Annotated in this window: 17 protein-coding genes; 3 read left to right on the plus strand and 14 right to left on the minus strand. The window is 61.0% G+C overall.

Annotated features, from left to right (window positions below; translation table 11 throughout):
* The first annotated feature begins 43 nt into the window (after window positions 1–43).
* Window positions 44–991, plus strand: a complete 948-nt coding sequence (gene speB / locus PAF17_RS07225; protein ID WP_271888428.1) for an agmatinase — start codon at window positions 44–46, stop codon at window positions 989–991.
* Window positions 992–1011: 20 nt separating this feature from the next.
* Here the strand turns inward: speB and PAF17_RS07230 are convergent, their stop codons facing one another.
* A complete protein-coding gene (locus tag PAF17_RS07230) occupies window positions 1012–1917 on the minus strand; it encodes a LysR family transcriptional regulator (RefSeq protein ID WP_271888429.1) in 906 nt (301 codons plus the stop codon).
* 89 nt (window positions 1918–2006) lie between these two features.
* Between PAF17_RS07230 and PAF17_RS07235 the strand changes: the two genes are divergently transcribed.
* Window positions 2007–2498, plus strand: a complete 492-nt coding sequence (locus tag PAF17_RS07235; protein WP_271888430.1) for a nuclear transport factor 2 family protein — start codon at window positions 2007–2009, stop codon at window positions 2496–2498.
* Window positions 2499–2590: 92 nt separating this feature from the next.
* Here the strand turns inward: PAF17_RS07235 and PAF17_RS07240 are convergent, their stop codons facing one another.
* The 11 genes from PAF17_RS07240 to PAF17_RS07290 all read right to left on the minus strand — a co-directional run bounded on the left by PAF17_RS07240 (window position 2591) and on the right by PAF17_RS07290 (window position 14083).
* Window positions 2591–3553 carry a dihydrodipicolinate synthase family protein gene (locus tag PAF17_RS07240; protein WP_271888431.1) on the minus strand — a complete coding sequence of 321 codons (963 nt, stop codon included), beginning with the start codon at window positions 3551–3553 and terminating at the stop codon, window positions 2591–2593.
* A gap of 147 nt (window positions 3554–3700) precedes the next feature.
* Complete coding sequence (locus tag PAF17_RS07245) at window positions 3701–4405, minus strand: GntR family transcriptional regulator (protein ID WP_271888432.1); 705 nt, start codon at window positions 4403–4405, stop codon at window positions 3701–3703.
* A gap of 73 nt (window positions 4406–4478) precedes the next feature.
* Window positions 4479–5507, minus strand: a complete 1029-nt coding sequence (locus tag PAF17_RS07250; protein WP_271888433.1) for a trans-3-hydroxy-L-proline dehydratase — start codon at window positions 5505–5507, stop codon at window positions 4479–4481.
* Window positions 5508–5543: 36 nt separating this feature from the next.
* On the minus strand, window positions 5544–7202 hold the full coding sequence (gene lhpI / locus PAF17_RS07255) for a cis-3-hydroxy-L-proline dehydratase (RefSeq protein ID WP_334223660.1): 1659 nt from the start codon (window positions 7200–7202) through the stop codon (window positions 5544–5546).
* A gap of 26 nt (window positions 7203–7228) precedes the next feature.
* Window positions 7229–8230: a 4-hydroxyproline epimerase gene (locus PAF17_RS07260; RefSeq protein ID WP_271888435.1), complete on the minus strand. Its 1002-nt coding sequence runs from the start codon at window positions 8228–8230 to the stop codon at window positions 7229–7231.
* Between the two features lie 3 nt (window positions 8231–8233).
* On the minus strand, window positions 8234–9466 hold the full coding sequence (locus PAF17_RS07265) for an NAD(P)/FAD-dependent oxidoreductase (RefSeq protein WP_271888436.1): 1233 nt from the start codon (window positions 9464–9466) through the stop codon (window positions 8234–8236).
* Window positions 9467–9473: 7 nt separating this feature from the next.
* Window positions 9474–10196 carry an amino acid ABC transporter ATP-binding protein gene (locus tag PAF17_RS07270; protein WP_271888437.1) on the minus strand — a complete coding sequence of 241 codons (723 nt, stop codon included), beginning with the start codon at window positions 10194–10196 and terminating at the stop codon, window positions 9474–9476.
* Entirely contained in the window at window positions 10189–10842 is a 654-nt protein-coding gene (locus PAF17_RS07275) for an amino acid ABC transporter permease (RefSeq protein ID WP_271888438.1), read from the minus strand. Before PAF17_RS07275 ends, PAF17_RS07270 begins: the two co-directional genes overlap by 8 nt.
* Window positions 10843–10853: 11 nt before the next feature.
* The gene (locus PAF17_RS07280; protein ID WP_271888439.1) at window positions 10854–11519 is read right to left on the minus strand and encodes an amino acid ABC transporter permease; all 666 of its coding nucleotides are present in this window, start codon (window positions 11517–11519) and stop codon (window positions 10854–10856) included.
* 67 nt (window positions 11520–11586) lie between these two features.
* On the minus strand, window positions 11587–12396 hold the full coding sequence (locus PAF17_RS07285) for a transporter substrate-binding domain-containing protein (protein WP_271888440.1): 810 nt from the start codon (window positions 12394–12396) through the stop codon (window positions 11587–11589).
* 172 nt (window positions 12397–12568) lie between these two features.
* The gene (locus PAF17_RS07290; RefSeq protein WP_271888441.1) at window positions 12569–14083 is read right to left on the minus strand and encodes an aldehyde dehydrogenase (NADP(+)); all 1515 of its coding nucleotides are present in this window, start codon (window positions 14081–14083) and stop codon (window positions 12569–12571) included.
* Between the two features lie 100 nt (window positions 14084–14183).
* On the opposite strand from PAF17_RS07290, the gene PAF17_RS07295 reads away from it, so the two are divergent.
* Complete coding sequence (locus tag PAF17_RS07295) at window positions 14184–15212, plus strand: Ldh family oxidoreductase (protein ID WP_271888442.1); 1029 nt, start codon at window positions 14184–14186, stop codon at window positions 15210–15212.
* A gap of 7 nt (window positions 15213–15219) precedes the next feature.
* On the opposite strand, the gene pdxR is transcribed toward PAF17_RS07295, so the two are convergent.
* Window positions 15220–16665: a MocR-like pyridoxine biosynthesis transcription factor PdxR gene (pdxR, locus tag PAF17_RS07300; RefSeq protein ID WP_271888443.1), complete on the minus strand. Its 1446-nt coding sequence runs from the start codon at window positions 16663–16665 to the stop codon at window positions 15220–15222.
* Between the two features lie 99 nt (window positions 16666–16764).
* Window positions 16765–18144 carry an aminotransferase family protein gene (locus PAF17_RS07305; protein WP_271888444.1) on the minus strand — a complete coding sequence of 460 codons (1380 nt, stop codon included), beginning with the start codon at window positions 18142–18144 and terminating at the stop codon, window positions 16765–16767.
* Window position 18145: the final 1 nt, after the last annotated feature.

The raw sequence follows: 18145 nt of genomic DNA on the forward strand, positions 1-18145 counted from the left end.
CCGCCTTCACCGCTTGAACGAACGCGAAACAACGGAGATCGACATGGCTTTCAACCAACCGCTTGGCGGGAACGAAATGCCGCGCTTTGGCGGGCTGAACACGATGATGCGTCTGCCCTATCAGGACACGGCACGGGGGCTGGATGCCTGTTTCGTCGGGATCCCGATGGATATCGGCACGTCTCACCGGTCCGGAACACGTTTCGGACCGCGCCAGATCCGTGCCGAAAGTGCGATGATCCGGCCCTATAACATGTGGACCAAGGTTTCGCCGTTCGATTCCCTCAATATCGCGGATATCGGCGATATCGCCATCGACACCTTCGATCTGAAGCGGTCGATCCAGATCATCGAAAACGCCTATGACGAAATTCTTGGCCATGATGTGATCCCGCTGACGCTTGGCGGGGATCACACGCTCAGCTATCCGGTGTTGAAAGCGATCGCCAAGAAACACGGACCTGTCGGCCTGGTCCATGTCGACGCCCATGCCGATATCAACGATCTGATGTTTGGCGAGAAAATCGCGCATGGCACGCCGTTCAGGCGTTCGCACGAAGATCGTTTGCTTGACCCTTCGCGTGTCTGCCAGATCGGTCTGCGGGCCACCGGCTATGAGGCGGGTGATTTCGACTGGCCGCGCGAACAGGGGTGGCGCGTCGTTCAGGCCGAGGAAATCTGGTACAAATCGCTGGCGCCGCTGATGGCCGAGGTGCGCGAACAGATGGGTGATGGTCCGGTCTATGTCACATTCGACATCGACAGCTTTGATCCGGCCTATGCGCCGGGGACGGGCACCGCCGAACCGGGGGGGCTGACCTCGCATCAAGGGATTGAGCTTATCCGCGGGCTGTCCGGCCTGAACATCGTAGGCTGCGATCTGGTCGAGGTGTCCCCGCCCTACGACCAAAGCGGCGCGACGGCCGTTCTGGCCGCAAATATCCTGTTCGAGATGCTCTGCGTGTTGCCCGGCGTCAAAGCCCGCACCTGAACCACCACGCGCATGGCAAGTCAGGCCTGACATTCCGTCAGGAAGCGGACGAACAGCAAGGTCAGGCTTTCACGGCGCGATCGGTCTGGCCAAACCGCGAAATAGCCAAGCGGAGCCATCTGCCATTCCGGGAGCAGCCGAACAAGGCTGCCTGCGGCCTCGCCGCGGGCAGCAAGATGTTCGGGCAGGATCGCAATGCCAAGATTCTGGCTGGCAAAGTGATAAAGCCCGTCGATGCTATCGACCTCCAGCCTCGCATGTCCGGTCAATTTCGCGGTCCGGCCATCCGGTCCCGTCAGGGTCGTGCTTTCGGCGCGGTGTTTGTATCTGATCCAGTCCCAGCCCTCGATCTCTGGGGGATGCATCGGGATCGGGCGTGTGCCAAGATAGCCGGTCCCGGCCACCAATGCCCGGTCTATCTTGCCCAGCTTTCGCGACATCATCGAGCTGTCGTCCAGCCAGCCCACCCGTATATTCACATCGAACCCGTCATTCAGCAGGTCCATCCGCTGATCCGTGAAGGCAACCGAAATCGAGACCTGCGGGTGTTGGCGAACAAATTCGGCGATGGCCGTGGATAGCGGAGAAGACGACATGAAAGCAGGCATCGACACCCGCAAGGTGCCGGCGGGTTCCTGTGCAAGGGCGTTCAGATCGTTCAGCGCGCGCTCGGTGCTGTCCAGCATGTCGGCGACCCGGCTGTGCAGAACCCGGCCCTCATTCGTCAATGCGATCTTGCGTGTGGTGCGGTAAAGCAGGGTCACTCCCAGGAAACTTTCCAGATCCGATACGGTTTCGCTGACCCGCGACGGGGCCAGGCCCAGGCTGCGGGCCGCAGCGCGGAAAGATCCTTCGTCAACGACGCGGACAAATACCGCCATATGTCTGAGATGCTCTAGCATTGTTCGGCCTGGCGGAACGATCATTTCTGGAATCCCTGAATACCCCGAACAGAAGCGAGGCGATAGGTGTCTTCCATGAAGTTGCGGGCCGCACAGATGGCAAGGAGCCGGACATGAAACGCAGAACCCTTTTGAAAACCTCGCTTGGCACCTCGCTGGCGATCATTCTTGGACAACATGCAGGAGCACAGGAAATGGACGACACCGCTCAGGGCAGTCTGGACACCGTCATGGCCTTCATGGGGGCCATGGGTGCAGGCGACATGGACAAGATGGGGGCGCTGATGGCCGATGACATGGTTTGGCACAACGAGGGCGATGCAACCTTGCCCTGGATCGGCGGCGCCACCGGCAAGGAGGCCATCTTCGAGTTTCTGGGCACCTTCAGCAGCAATTTCCAGACGACCGAATGGGAAAACACCGATGCCTTCGCCTCGGGCGATACGGTTGCCGTCTTTGGAAAGATGAACGGCACGTTGACGCATTCCGGCAAGGAAACCGGTCCGTTCACCTTTGCACTGCGCGCCAAGGTCCGCGATGGTCAGGTGACCTTGTGGCATTGGTTCGAAGACAGCTTTGCCGTCAGCCAAGCCTATCACGGCTAAGCCGGGCCTGATCAGCCCCCACACGGTGGCGGATCAGGATCTGACGCGCCGCAGCCCGCCTGCGACGCGTCCTTGTTCGGGGCGCTTCCGGTCTAGGCCGCGCGGCTGTGATCGGCATCCGGCTGTTGGGACCACGCCGCATACCAGCGATCGAACAAGGTCAGCTGGGCTTCGGCAAAGCCACGCTGGCTTTCGGTCAGCGCATCGGTTTCGTTGAACTGCAGTTCGAATTCCGGATGTCCTTTCAGCACCATCAGATGCTTGAAATAAAGAACCAGGTCCGGCCCCTCGTCGAAGGTTGAAAGGACCGTCAGCGCCTCTTCCAGTTCCTTGGCACGAACGCGTGCCTTGGCGTCACCATCGGCCGCGGCCTTGCACAGGCTGACCAGATGCAGCACTTCCTTTGGCAGCACGCAGCCGATTCCCGTGATGGCACCGGTTGCGCCGCAATTGACAAAGCCGTGATACACACCGGTATCGACACCCACCATAAGCGTCACGTCGTCATCGGCGCTGGTGATGGTTTCGGCCGCATAGCTCATGTCATCCTTGCCACCAAATTCCTTGAAGCCGATCAGGTTGGGATGTTCGGCGCGCAGGGCAAAGAACAGATCGGCGCGGGTCGCGAACCCGTAATAGGGGCTGTTGTAGATCACCGCAGGCAGGTCAGGCGCAGCGGCGAGAATGGCCTTGAAATGATGACGCTGCGCGGTCAGCGACGGGCCGCGTGACAACACGCGGGGGATCACCATCAATCCCTGTGCACCGACCTCCTGGGCGTGCTTTGCATGGGCAACGGCCAGTTTGGTATTTACGGCGCCGGTGCCGACGATGACGGGGATGCCCGCCTTGACCAGACGCGCGACGCCTTCCATGCGTTCAGCGTCGGTGAGCAACGGCCAATCCCCCATCGACCCGCAATAGACCACGGCCGACATGCCGGCTTCGATCAGCATCTGCCCCTCGCGGACCAACGCGTCGAAATCTGGCGTGCGGTCGGGCTTGCAGGGTGTCATCAGTGCGGGGATCGTGCCCGAAAAGATCTGTGCGGTCATGGAAATCTCCTGTCAGGGGCGGCGGTGGACCGGGTTTTGCCCACCGAATCGCAATCGGTCAACTAAAATAATACTGTTTGTATTTTATTTGTCGACATAAAATTTGCCTGAAAAGCGCGCCCATGACGGACGCAGCTTAGGCGATGACTACAGGGAAATCGGCTGTCGACGATCTTCGGCGATCAGGCGCTGAATCTGCAAGACGATCTGATCGGCGTGTTGGCGCGCCAGACGATCGGCCTCTTCGATGTCGCGTGCGTCGATGGCGGCAATGATGTCGTCGTGCTCATCGACATAGCGCCGGGGCAGATGGTCATCGAAAGACGAATAATAGATCCGCAGGACGCGGCGACCCTCGTCCAGAAGGCGGCAGAACAGGCCGGTGTAATAGGGGTTGCGCCCGGCCTTTGCGATGGCCGCGTGAAATTCCCGATTACAGGAAATCATCGCCAGCGCGTCCTGATCATCGACTGCCTGCCCGAAAGCGGCTTGCAGTTTACGTATCTTTGCGAGATCCGCATCGGACCGGTATTCTGCGGCCAGGCGTGTCGTGACCCGATACATCAATGTCAGTGCATCGAAGAACTGATGCATGTTCAGAAAGTCGATGTTGGATACCACGGTCGAACGATTGGGCAGAGTCGTCACCAACCCTTCGCCAGCCAGACGGACCAACGCCTCGCGGATCGGAGTGCGTGACATGGACAGACGCTCGGCAAGCTGGATCTCGTCGATCGGACTGCCGGGCGGCAGGGCCAGGTTCAGAATGTCATCCCGCAGAATTTCATAGACGAACTTGACGCCCTGGCCGCGCTTGCGTTCGGGTGTGCTCGTGGTAGCGGATTTGGTCATAAGCGATGTCTCCAATCAGCGGCTTGATTAAGCGCTGAATCGGCGCAGATCAATTCCGATCCGAAACACGCGATCAACGTGCGCCCCAGCTGTCGCTCAGACGGTAACCCTGTGGCCATGGATCGTCGGGGTCCAGCATGTGTTGATGTGTGCCCGTGATCCAGCCGCGCCCCGAGATTTCGGGGATGATGGCCGGATGATCGCCGACCATCGTGACGTCCATGATCCGCCCGCCGAAGGTTGAACCGATCAGCGACACGGCCGTGACATGTTCGCCGGGTCGCAGTTGTCCGCGCGCATGCAGCAGCGCCATGCGCGCCGAAAGGGCGGTGCCCGTCGGGGACCTGTCGACCTTGCCCGGTTGAATGGCGACGGCGGCGGCAACCTGCAGGCCACTGTCCACTTGCTGCACCGCGCCCGCAAACAGGCAAAAGCTGAAATGCTTCCAGTCGGGCAGCGTCGGGTGACGGAAAGTCATCTGTTCATTGGCGGCATTCGTGATGCGCACGCCCAACCGGGCGATGTCATGCGCTTCATCCGGGGTCATCGCAAAGCCCATTGCCCTTGGATCAACGACCACGAAACTGTCGCCGCCAAAGGCGGTGTCAACAGTCAGGCTGCCGATACCTTCGACTTCGAGTGTCTGATCAAGCGATCCGGCAAAGCTGGGCAGGTTCTGCACAAATATGCGTTGCGCCTTGCCGTCTCGGCATTCGGCCCGCACCCTGACCAGGCCCCCCGGCGCCTCTAGCACCAGATGCGTTTCCGGTTCCTGCATCGCGATCAGCCCGCCATCCAGAAGCACGGTTGAGACGCAGATGGAATTCGACCCCGACATTGGCGGCGTGTCCTCTGGCTCCATGATGATGAAGGCGGCGTCGGCCTCGGGGTGTTTTGGCGGGACCAGCAGGTTGACATGCCGGAACACGCCGCCGCGCGGTTCGTTCAGGACAAAATTGCGCAGCCTGCCATCCCTGGCGATCCAGCGTGACTGTTCCCATATGCTGTCCCCCGGTGGCGGCAAAACACCCCCGACGATCACGTCGCCAACCTCGCCCTCCGCATGGGCGGAAATTACATGGATCGTCTGACTGCTACGCAAGGGAACCTCCTTTGTCGATCACGCGGGAAATGGATGTCAGGCATTTTCGGGCGCAAGCCAGGCAGGCGGGCGCAACGATGCGGTGCCGTGTATCGCGGCGCTGGCGCAATCGCCAAGGCTGCCGAAACGCAAGGCGCGCTTGAACAGGCCCGGACCGTAATGCGCGAATTTTCCTGAATTGGTCATGAGGGTGCGGGCATCGACCGGCAGCAATGGCTCGGTGATCGAACACCAGCACAGATCGGGAAAGACCTGCACGCCGGCATTGGTCAGCGCAGCCAGTGTGCCGTCTTCTTCCAGCTCGGCAATGATCTGGCGACCTGCCGTGATGATGATGGGAACACTGGTTTCCCTGCCGCCCAGCAGGTCCAGCAGCCGTCGGCATTCGGCGGCCGAGGAATGCGGGCTACCGATCCCGATCAGGTCGATCTGTTCTTCGCCGCGGTTCAGATCCCCCCATGCCCTGGCCAGATCGGTATTCGCGACATGCAGGTGCCTTGCGTCAGCGTGAATTGGCAGTTCTGCTTCGGGTGTGACCCCGGCAACATGCAACATCGGCGCGGCCGAAGTCGTGCCAAAGGCCGCGCACAGCGCCTTGAGGTCATCGCGCGACGGGTTCAGCCGCTCTAACCCGCATAGCAGCGGAACCCGGTCAGGGGATTTTTGCCCTGCGACATAGCCGATCAGGGGCCAGATCGATTCATCTGCATCAGCAGGCGGATCGAAGATCAGCACGCTTGCGGGCCGGCGGGCGTCCTCCGTATAGACGCCGGCAAGTGGCGCGCGCCCGGTAACGGCAATGCACAGATCCAGATAGTCGGGATGTTTGGGTGTGCGCGCACCCAGAACGGAATTGGCATAGATGACGGCATTCGATTCCGCCCAAGCGATATCCTGCGCCAAAGCCGGACGATCATCCAGCAGGTAGGGGGCGCAGGTAAAGCTGGGTTTGCATCCCATGCGCACATAGGCGTCGGCCAGGCGAGAGGCCTGATCCCCGAACAGTGGCGGCACCCCTTGTTCCTGCCAGTTCCGGCGATCCACCGAAATGGCATTGATCGTGGTCGGAACGCGCACGCGTGCGCCCAACTGGTCCATTTTTTCGGCAAAGATCAGATTGGCCTGATTGGCCAGGATACAGCCATCGATATGGCCGTGCGAGATGTCGGTCAGGCGTTCGGCGCCCTGTAGTCGCGCAATTCGTTGAATGATCCGCATCGCTATGGCGGCGGCCGGGCCATGATCCCCGTTCAGCGCCGCCAGATCGGTGTCGCTCAGCTGCGGGTCCGGGGCAGGCAGTTCGGAAATGGGCAATTCGAACCCGTCGCCGGTGATGACGTCCTGTTCGATTGATAGATCGGTGCTGCCGCGGCATCGGGCGAAGCTGTCCGGCCCAAACCGCAGCACGGGCAGGGTCTTTCCAAACATCTGCCCGCCAATCAGCGCCCCAAGCGTTGCAACATCTTCGGCTTCGGAAAAAATCAGTGCGGCGGGACCATTGCCGTTCAGCAGCATTTCAAGAATGACGCCCGAGCCGGAACAGGATCCGCGGCTGGTCGGCATCATCACGATCTTGCCGGTCATATCAGCGCCATAGGCGGGGTGATGCGCGTCGATGATGCGGGCCGTCGACGGATCGACGCCGCCCCAGAAACTGATGCCCTCGCTCAGCGCCAGAACCGGCCCCTGTGCCACGCCCGGAAGAATCCTGACCGCGCCGCTCATTTGACCACGAAGCCATGTGCAAAGGGGTCGCGTTCATCGATGAAGATGGTGTTGTAACCTGTCATGCGCGCCCAGCCCGCGACGGACGGGATGATTGCCGAACGGTCCGCGACGGTGGTGGCGGCTTCGATCCTGCCCTTGAAAATCGAGCCGATGATCGATTCATGCCAGAATTCGTCGCCCGGCTTCAATCTGCCCTTGGCGGCCAGCTGCGCCATGCGTGCCGAGGTGCCGGTGCCGCAGGGGCTGCGATCGATGGCCTTGTCACCATAGAAGACCGCGTTGCGCGCATGTGCCCCCTGAACCGTCGGCTCGCCGGTCCAGAGGATATGTGACAGGCCGTTGATTTCTGGGTGTTCCGGGTGGATGAATTCGTATTTCTCGTTCAGCGCGGCACGCAGTTTGGGTGACCAGTTGACCAATTCTCCGGCGCTGTGATCGGCCATGTCGCGAAAGTTCTTCTGTGTTTCGACGATGGCATAGAAATTGCCGCCATAAGCCACATCGACGATGATCTCGCCCAGACCCTCGACTTCGGCGCTGAGCCCTTCGGCGTAGAGGAAGCCGGGCACATTGGTCAGGCGAACTTCCTCGACATAGCGGCCTTCCTGGCGATAGGTGATGTCGACCTTGCCCGCCGGCGTGTCGATCGACAGTTTTCCCGGTTCGCGCGGCTGGATCAGGCCGTTCTCGATCCCCATGGTGATCGTGCCGATCGTCCCATGTCCGCACATCGGCAGGCAGCCCGACGTTTCGATGAACAGCACCGCGACGTCGCAATCGGGGCGGGTCGGCGGATACAGGATCGACCCCGACATCATGTCATGACCGCGCGGTTCGAACATCAGGCCGGTGCGGATCCAGTCGAACTCGCGCAGGAAGTGGGCGCGTTTCTCCAGCATGGTGGCGCCGTCCAGACGCGGCCCGCCGCCCGACACAAGGCGCACGGGATTGCCGCAGGTATGCCCGTCGATGCAGGAAAATGTATGGGTCGTCATGAGTCAGAACCTTTGGGACGAGAAGGGGGCAAGGTCGATCGCGGCTTTCTGTCCGGTGACCAGATCAGCGACAAGCCGGGCGGTGCCTGCGGATTGTGTCAGGCCAAGATGACCGTGACCGAAGGCATAGATGACGCGCGAACTGGCCCGGGCCGGGCCGATCACCGGCAGGCTGTCGGGCAGGGACGGTCGAAAGCCCATCCATTGCCGGCCGCCGGTGACGTCCAGATCGGGCAGGAAGTTTTTGGCCTTGGCCAGCATCGCCTCGGCGCGTTTGAAATTCGCAGGCAAGTCCAGCCCACCCAGTTCGACTGCACCTCCGACGCGGATGCCGCTGGACAGGCGCGACACCACGAAACCGTGCCCGCCAAAGGTGATCTGGGTGCGCAGATCCAGCGCATCGGCGGGAAGGGTGGTGTTATAGCCGCGCTCGGTTTCGAGCGGGATCGCTTCGTTCAGCGACGCGGCGATGCGGTGGGAATGTGCGCCCGCTGCAATGACCACATGCGCCGCACGAAACTGCCCGTCGATCTCGATGCCTCCATCCAGCGCCCGCAACGAGGTGACGGCATGGCGCGATATCTCTCCGCCGGAATTTCGTAGATGCTCGGCAAGCGCCAGAGTATAAAGCTTTGGATCCGCGATCGAAAACCAGCCGGGCGTGAAGGTTCCCTTGACAAAGCGTGGCGCCAGACCGGGCTGAAGCGCGGCGATGCCCGCCGCATCGACATGTTGGAATTCGATGCCGTGATCCGCGCGGGCCTGCCATCCGGGCAGTGACGCCTGAAACTCGGCCTCGGATTCATAGACCTGCAGATTGCCATCCTTGCGCAGCATGTCCAGCGTGCCCGTGGCGCCAAGGAACGGCTCAAGCTCGGCCCGGGACAGATCCATCATCGCGGTCTGTGCCTGCGTCGATTGCGCCACCTGCCGGGGTGAACAGGCGCGCCAGAAGCGATACATCCACGGCGCGATCTTCAGGGCATAGGCGGGCGGGACCGACAGCGGCCCCAGCGGGTCCAAAAGCCATTTCGGGGCCTTCTTCAGGATTCCGGGCGAGGCCAGCGGCAGGATGTCGGTAAAGGCGAAGGCCCCGGCATTCCCGGCAGAGGCCCCCGCCGCCGGTCCTTCCCGATCAAGCACACAGACCCTGAGGCCGCGTGCCTGCAGGGCGATGGCAGCCGAAAGACCGACGACACCAGCGCCGATCACGATCACATCGGGATGCGATTGCATCAGGCCCTCAATGCGTTGCGGCCAGGAACTTTTGCAGTTCTGGGTCTTTGGGGTTTCCGAACAGATCCGCCGGAGGCGCGATTTCCGCCATCACTCCCTGATGAAAAAACGCAACGCGATCAGAAACCTCGCGCGCGAATTTCATTTCATGCGTGACGCAGATCATTGTCATCCCCTCAGAGGCCAGCAGGCGCAACGTATCCAGAACCTCGCCCACAAGCTGCGGGTCCAGCGCCGAGGTCACCTCGTCAAACAGCATGTAATCGGGCGACATCGCCAGCGCACGCGCAATCGCCATGCGCTGTTGCTGTCCGCCCGACAGCCGACCCGGATAGACATCCAGCTTGTCGCCCAGCCCGACATGTTTCAGTTGCTTCGAGGCGATTTCCGCGGCCTGGGCCTTGGGCATTCCCTTGACCTTGCGCGGCGCCAGCATGACATTTTCCTGCACCGTCAGATGAGGGAACGCGTTCCATTGCTGAAAGACGATGCCGATCTTTTGGCGCAGTCTGTTCAGGTCGGTGGATTTTGCGTGAACCTCTGTTCCGTCAACCACGATCTTGCCCGCATTGATCGGCTCAAGCCCGTTTATGCAGGTCAGCAAGGTCGATTTTCCCGATCCGGAACCGCCGATAACGGTCAGAACTTCGCCCTTGTTGACGGTCAGGTCGATTCCTTTCAGCACCTCGAGCGTGCCAAAGGATTTGCGGACGTTTTCGATCTCAATCATTGGACCACCGTTTTTCCAGATAGCCGCCGAAACGCGCGACGGGGAAACTGATGAGGAAATAGAAAGCGCCACAGATCATCAGCAACAGCAGGGGTTCCTGCAGGCGCGTGATCAGAATCTGCGTCGATTTCAGCAATTCGGTTACTTGCACCACATAGACCAGCGCGGAATCCTTCATGACGCCAAGGGCCAGACCGATCCAGCTTGGCAATGCCACCCGCGTCGCCAGTGGCAGCACGATGTTGCGCATGTCCTGTGCCCAGGTCATCCCGAGCGATCGCGACGCACGGCGCAGCGTCATCGGTACTGCTTCGATTCCGCCCCGGACGATTTCGGCGCAATAGGCCGAGGTATACATGGTCAGGACAATGCAGGCGACCGTCAGGCCCGACAGGCCCAATCTAAGGACCGTTCCAAGAAATGCATAGGTCAGAACCAGTTGAATAAGCAGCGGGATCGAACGGAACACATCCAGAACGATCATCAGCGGCGCCGACCAATATGGTCCCAGCTGGTAGCGGATCACCCCGAAGATGATCCCCAGAATGGTGCCGAAGAACACGGACAGGATTGTCACAAAGATCGTCATGCCCGCGCCTTTTGCGAGGAACAGGAAATCATTTGCGCTCAAGGCTGTATCAAGCATCCTTGGCCCCCTTAATAGCGGAACAGGCGCCGCGAGATCAGCCAGGCTCCGGCCTGGATGATCTTGACGATCACATAAAAGATGACAGCCGCCATCGCGAACAGTTCAAAGGTTCGGAACGTCAATGCGTTCAGATCCTGCGTCACACCGTAAAGGTCCAGATTCATCCCGACCGTGACCCCAAGCGATGTCATCAGCACGGCCCAGACCATCTGGTTGGTGATGGTGGGAAAGGAAATCCGGATCATCTGCGGCAGCACGATATGGCGGAACGCCTGGATGTCCGAAAGACCAAGCGATCGGCCTGCACGTGTTTGCGTATCCGGAATCGCCTTGAGCGCACCTCGGAAATTCTCGGCCAGGTAGCCGGCGTTGTTGAAGGTGATGCCCAGCAGCAGGGACGCATAGGGGCTGAGGTGAAGCCCCAATCCGGCCAGCCCGAAATGGGCCATGTAAATCTGGAACAGGGCGGGCGTGTTGCGCGCGATTTCCACCCAGGTTGTCGCGATGCCCGACAGAACACGGCTGCCGGACCTGCGAAATACCGTCAGGGCGATGGCCAGAAGAATGCCGATGACCATCGACAGCACCGCCACCTGCATGGTGATGATGGCGCCATCCAGCATTTCGGGCAGGCGCGCCCATGCCTGCCGCCACTGGAATCTGTAATTGAACATGTCCGCCTCGTATGTCGGATATGGTGGCGGCGCGATGCAAGCCGCGCCGCCCCGTCAGGCGGATGCCTTAGCGATAGACCCCCGGAATGGTCAGATCGGCGGGCGTGCCTTCTCCAACCCATTTCGCATACAGTTCAGCATAGCGGCCGGTGCGAACCTGCTGGTTGATGAACAGGTTCATATAGTTCAGCAGGCCCTGTTCCTCGCGCAGCGTGATCAGGCCCACATAGTCGGGCACCATTGGCGCCTTGTCGACGATCTTGATCCCTTCGAAATTGCCCGAGGCGACATTGGCTTCCGCGACCTCGACCGTCGAGACGGTCACGTCCAGCTGCCCCTGAGACAGCGCCAGAAACACATCGGCCTGGTTCTGATACGGACGGAACTCACCTTCGCCCCATTCCTCGATCTTTTCCTGAAGCCAGATCGCCTCATAGGTGCCGGCGGTGGCGCCGACGGTCTTGCCCTTCATGCCTTCCCAGTCGGAAATCTCGACGCCGTCATTCGCGACGACGGCGTTTTCGAACGCGTAGTAAGGGATGGTGAACCCGACCGTCTTGGCGCGTTCGAGCGTGTCCGAGGTCGAGGCGACGGCAATATCGACCTGACCGGAAACAAGTGCGGGAATCCGTTCGGGAAAGGTTGTTTCGACGATCTCTGCCTCGACGCCAAGGGCTTCGGCCAGATCGTTGCAGTAATCGACATCGAAACCTTGTGGGTTGTTGTCGGAATCGCGCGAACCCATCGGCGGGAAATCCAGCACCACGGCGCAGCGCAGCGTGCCCGAACCGATAATGTCGTCCAACTTGTCGGCAAAGGCCGGGCCGGTCAGGGCGGTGGCCGCACATGCGGCAAGCGTGAGAGCGGAGGTTTTCATTTTTAAGTCTCCCTGTTGTGGATCGGCTTGGTGACAAGACCGATTCTGCGTTTTTTATCTGCCCTGCGAGATCGAAAAGCAAACATTAAATACTTGTTGTATGCAAAAATCTCGTCTGCATTGCCCCAATCACAAGCTTCGGGCATCGCAGGTCGCGATGCCCGCAATTCGGTCAGGCGCAGTCTTGTGGCAGGATATTCCGGGGAATATTCTGATAGCAGACCGGGCGCAGGAATCGCCGGATCGACAATGTTCCCACCGATGTCGCGCCGAAATTCGTGCTGGCGGGATAGGGGCCGCCATGCACCATGGCATCGGCGACCTCGACCCCGGTGGGAAAGCCGTTGGCCAAGACCCGTCCGGCCCGGCGTTCCAGAACCGGCAGAAGGCGGCGGGCATCGGCGGCATCGCCATCATCCATGTGGAGTGTCGCGGTCAGCTGACCGTCCAGCCCCCTGGCCAGAGCTTCCATCTGGTCGATGCCATCGACTCGAACAATCAGGCCAAGCGGGCCGAATACCTCTTCGCCAAGGCTGCGGTCGCGCAGGAAGCTGTTTGCATCGGTCTCATACAGGTTCGGGCTGGCCCTGCGATCCGAACCATCAGTCGTCAGCACGGCACGAACAGAATCGCGTGTCTTCAAGGCGGCGTTGCCAGAATGATAGGCATTGGCGATCGCGTCGGTCAGCATCAGCTGGGGTGCGACCTTGCTCAGGGCTTCGGTAGTGGCCGCGACAAAGGCATCGCCAGCCGCGCCTTTTTCCACGATGGCGATGCCCGGATTCGTGCAGAATTGCCCTGCGCTCATCGTCAGGCTGGCGGCCCAGCCGGTGCCGATCTGGGTGCCGCGTGCGCTGGCTGCATCGGGCAGGATGAACATCGGATTGACGCTGCCCAGTTCACCGAAAAACGGTATCGGTTCGGGGCGGGCGGCGCACAGGTTGAACAAGGCGCGGCCACCTGCAAGGCTGCCTGTAAAGCCGACGGCCTTGATCAACGGATGCTGCACCAATGCCTGGCCCACTTTTCGATTTCCGCCCTGAACAAACGAAAACACCCCGGCGGGCATGTCACATTTGGCGATTGCGGCGTGAATGGCCTCGGCCACGATTTCACCAGTGCCGGGGTGGGCGTCATGCCCCTTGACGACGACGGGGCATCCGGCAGCCAGCGCCGCAGCCGTATCGCCCCCGGCCGTCGAAAAGGCCAGCGGGAAATTCGACGCGCCAAAGACCGCAACCGGCCCGATCGGGCGCTGGATCATATGCAGGTCGGGGCGCGGCATCGGTTGGCGATCTGGCAATGCAGGATCATGACGGTGGTCAAGATAGTCGCCCTTGCGGATATGTTCGGCGAACATGCGCAACTGCGCGGTGGTCCGCCCGCGCTCGCCCTCTAGCCGGGCTTCTGGCAGGCCGCTTTCCTGACTGCCGATCTGGGTAATGGCCTCGGCGCGGGCGTCGATTTCATCAGCGATGCAGTCAAGGAACGTCGCGCGATCCTGACGACTGCGATAACCGTAATCCCAAAAGGCGTCCTCGGCGGCGCTGCAGGCGCGGTCGATCAGATCGATCGAACCGGCACAGAAACGATATGCGGCACCGTTGGCGGGGGCGGATGCGAATTTTTCGGTGGTTTCAACCCATTCGCCTGCGATCAGGTGCTTGCCATGAGGGGTGAATGTCATCGATGGTCTCCGTTTGAAAGAGGAGTGTAGTGGATGTCTTGATCGTGCATACATGTAGTATATTATTCTCGCAACCAAAGCTTTGTGATCGGAGCAACCCATGCCCCAAACGTCGTTCTCTATCGATACGCTGCACCAGAAAGTGGCCCGGATTTTCCTGAATGCCGGCCTGTCGCCACAACAGGCCCAACCTGTCGCCAGGGTCATTACCGCCGGTGAACGGGATGGCTGCAAATCCCACGGGGTCTATCGCGTGGATGGGTGCCTGCGCACGCTGCGGGCCGGCAAGGTCCAGCCATTGGCGCAGCCTGCCTTGGCGGATGATGGCGGCGGGGTGATCCGGGTTGATGCCGATGGCGGATTTTCACCGGCGGCATTCGAATTGGGCGCGCCGGTTCTGGTCGAACGCGCGAAAACACTGGGCGTTGCCGCGCTGGTGATCAATAATTGCACGCATTTTTCGGCCCTTTGGCCGGAAATAGAGGTGCTGACCGATGCCGGACTGGCCGCGATGGCCATGTGCCCCAGCTATTCTTCGGTGGCACCGTCGGGTGGGAATGCGGCATTGCTGGGCACCAATCCCTTTGCCTTCGGCTGGCCAAGGCCCGACAATCCGCCCTATGTGTTCGACTTTGCGACCTCGGTTGTCGCGCGCGGCGAAATCGAGCTGCATCGCCAGGCCGGCAAGCCATTGCCGGAAGGCTGGGCGGTGGATGTCGAAGGAAACCCGACCACCGATCCGGAAGCGGCGCTGGCCGGGGCAATGCTGCCCTTTGGTGCGCATAAGGGCTCGGCGATTTCCACGATGATCGAATTGCTGGCGGGGGCAATGATTGGCGACCTGACCAGTGACGAGGCGCTTGCCTATCTGGGCACGACTTCGATCTTGCCCCATCACGGCGAGCTTATTCTGGCGTTCTCGCCCGAAAGGTTCTCGGCAGGACGGCCCGGCGATCCGTTTGCCCGCGCGGATGCATTGATTGATGCGATCGTCGGTCAGGGTGCGCGCCTGCCGTCACAGCGCCGGTTTGCGGCACGCAAGGCATCGGTCCGTGACGGTATCGTCCTGAGCGAAGCCGAGGTCGCGTTGCTGGACCGCCTGGAAACTGCCGGGGCGCAGGACGGCTGACGCCGGGTCAGCCGCGCGGCGCAGTGCGGATCGCGTCGGCAAGCAACGCCATGCCGTCGCGGATCGCGCCGGCATTGATCGATGAATAAGCGATCCGGTAATGCGACCTGTCCGGCGCACGGCGGGCAAAAAACGCGTTTCCCGGCTCGATCAGAACGCTTTCGCGTCGCAGGTCCAATGCCAGGCGTGTGGTGTCGATTCCCTCGGGGGCCTTCATCCAGAATGATGATCCGCCATGCATCTCGCGCCCGGCGGGTTCCAGCCCGAATTCGCGAATGCATCCCTCCATGATGGCGCGGCGCTTGCCATAGATCCGCGCCATGCGGGCCAGTTGGCTGTCATAGTGGCCAAGCGACAGGAAATAGGCCGTGGTCCGCTGGATGTGGCTGGGCGGGTGGCGCAGCACGACGCTGCGCAGCTGGCGCATCTCGCGGATCAGCGCAGGTGCACCAACGACGTATCCAAGGCGCAGCCCCGGAAAGATGGATTTGGAAAACGATCCCAGGTAGATCACCGATCCCGCCTGATCCATCGATTTCAGGGCCGGCGCCGGGGAATGCAGGAAAGACATTTCGAATTCGTAGTCATCCTCGACGATCAGGAAATCGTCCTGCAGCGCCCGTTCCAGCATTTGCAGGCGTCTGGTCAGGGGCATGGTCACATTGGTCGGGGCGTGGTGGCTGGGCGTTGTGAAAACCACATCCGCATCGGGCGGGATCGAATCTGGCGCAAGGCCGTCGCTGTCCACATCCACTGATGCCGCGACATAGCGCATCTGGTCGAATATCTTGCGCAGGCCCGGAAAACAGGGGTTCTCGACGATCGCCTTCTGTCCTTCGGACAGCAAGAGCTGGGCAATCATCCAGAGCGCGTTCTGCGCCCCCAGCGTTATCAGGATTTCATCGGGATTGGCCCGGATCCCGCGCCGGGGCAGGATATGGCGCAGGATGAATTCGACCAGCATGGGATCGTCATTCTGATAGTGGTCTTGCGCCAGGCTGTCAAAGTCGCGCCGACCGACGGCGCGAAGGGCGCAGTTGCGCCAGTTGCCGTGATCGAAGAGATCGGGGTCGGATTGGCCGTAGATGAACGGATATTTGTAATCCTGCCAGTTGGGCGGGCGCAGGATGTCTTCGCGCAGGCGTGACGGGCGTGCCAGTTTGCTGTTCCAATCGACACCGCCGCTGTCGATGACGGTCTGATCGGCGAAGACGGGGCGGGTCGGTGCGGTGTCGGCCACGAAATATCCTGACCTGTCGCGCGACACCAGGTATTCATTGGCGACCAGTTCGGTATAGCCCAACGTGACGGTAATGCGCGAAACACCCAAATGCTGCGCCAGCCGTCTGGACGAGGGCATCTTCTCGCCCGGCGCGCAGCGCCCCGAGACAATTGCCTCGGCGACGATCTGCTGGATCTGCTGCTGCAATGTTGCATCGCTTTTTGCGGGCAACAGAAAGATTTCCGGAGGTATCGCCAATTGCCGACCTGTTGCGCCGAAGGTTCAGCCACCAGATTAGGCGGTCTGAACCCCCGGCGCAATCTGCACGGATCAGCCGAATACCCGCGTCAGGGCGATGTCGATCGCATCGGTGATGGCATCAATGTCCTGGGCCGTTGCAATCAGCGCGGGCGCAAGGCACAGCGTGTTGTTGTAACCGGTGATTGCCCTGGCTGTTGCGCCGATGATCACGCCTTGTGCCATGCATTCGGCAATGACCGCCTGCACCTTGGCCTCGGGGGCGGGTTCCTTGCTGTCGCGGTCGCTGACCAGCTCGGCGCCGCAGAACAGGCCCAGCCCCCGGACATCGCCCACGGCGTCGTGACGATCCTTCAGGGTGTGAAGGTTTTCCATCAGGCGCGCACCCATGGCCTGCGTGTTTTCAAGAAGCCCTTCTTCTTCGATGATGCGCATGTTTTCCAATGCGGCGGCCGGGCCGGCGGTGCAACCGCCATAGGTCGAGATATCGCGAAAGAAACCAAGCGGATCGGATGCGTCATCCTTGAACATCTCGAACACGGCTTCGGTCGTGACCAGGCAGGCAATGGCCGCATAGCCCGACGCGACCCCCTTGGCCATCGTGACCAGATCGGGCTGGATGCCATAGTGCTGATAGCCGAACCATTTCCCCGTCCGGCCAATGCCGCAAACGACTTCATCCAGATGCAGCAGGATGTCGTGTTTCCGGCAGATTTCCTGCACCCGTTGCCAATAGCCTTTGGGCGGCGTGATGACGCCGCCACCCGCGGTGACGGTTTCAAGGCACAGGGCGCCGACGGTTTCGGGACCTTCGCGCAGGATCACCTCTTCGATGGCATCGGCTGCCGCGCGGCCATAGTCCTCGACATCCCACTGGGCGCGATATTCAAGGCAATGGGGCACCTGCACGAAGCCTGGAGTATAGGGGCCGTAATGCGCGTTGCGTTCATATTGCCCGCCCGCCGAGATCGTCGAAATGGTCGAGCCGTGATAGTCGCGTTCGCGATACAGGATCTTGTGCTTCTTTCCGCCATAGCGCTTCTGCGCGATCTGACGCACCATCTTGAAGGCTTTTTCGTTCGCTTCGGAGCCGGAATTGACATAATAGACGCGGCTCATGCCGGGCATGCGCTCGATAAGCTTCTGTGCAAAGACCGCCCCGGGAACCGATCCGGCATTCTGCGCAAAGAAGTTCAGCTTGGTGACCTGATCGTTGATCGCCTGCCCGATACTGGCGCGGCCATATCCGACATTGACGGTCCAGACGCCTCCGGACACCGCGTCAAGATATTCGCGCCCGGTCGCGTCCCACACCCGCATTCCCTTGCCTTCGACCATGATGCGCGGATCGGCTGTTTCATGAGCTTTGTGCTGGGTCAGGTGATGCCAGACATGGCTGCGATCTGCGCTGATGATGTCATCGAAATCATTGACGGGGGTGAGGTGATTCACG

This window comes from Paracoccus onchidii (genome assembly GCF_028294535.1).
In the GTDB taxonomy this organism is placed as follows: Bacteria; Pseudomonadota; Alphaproteobacteria; order Rhodobacterales; family Rhodobacteraceae; genus Paracoccus; species Paracoccus onchidii.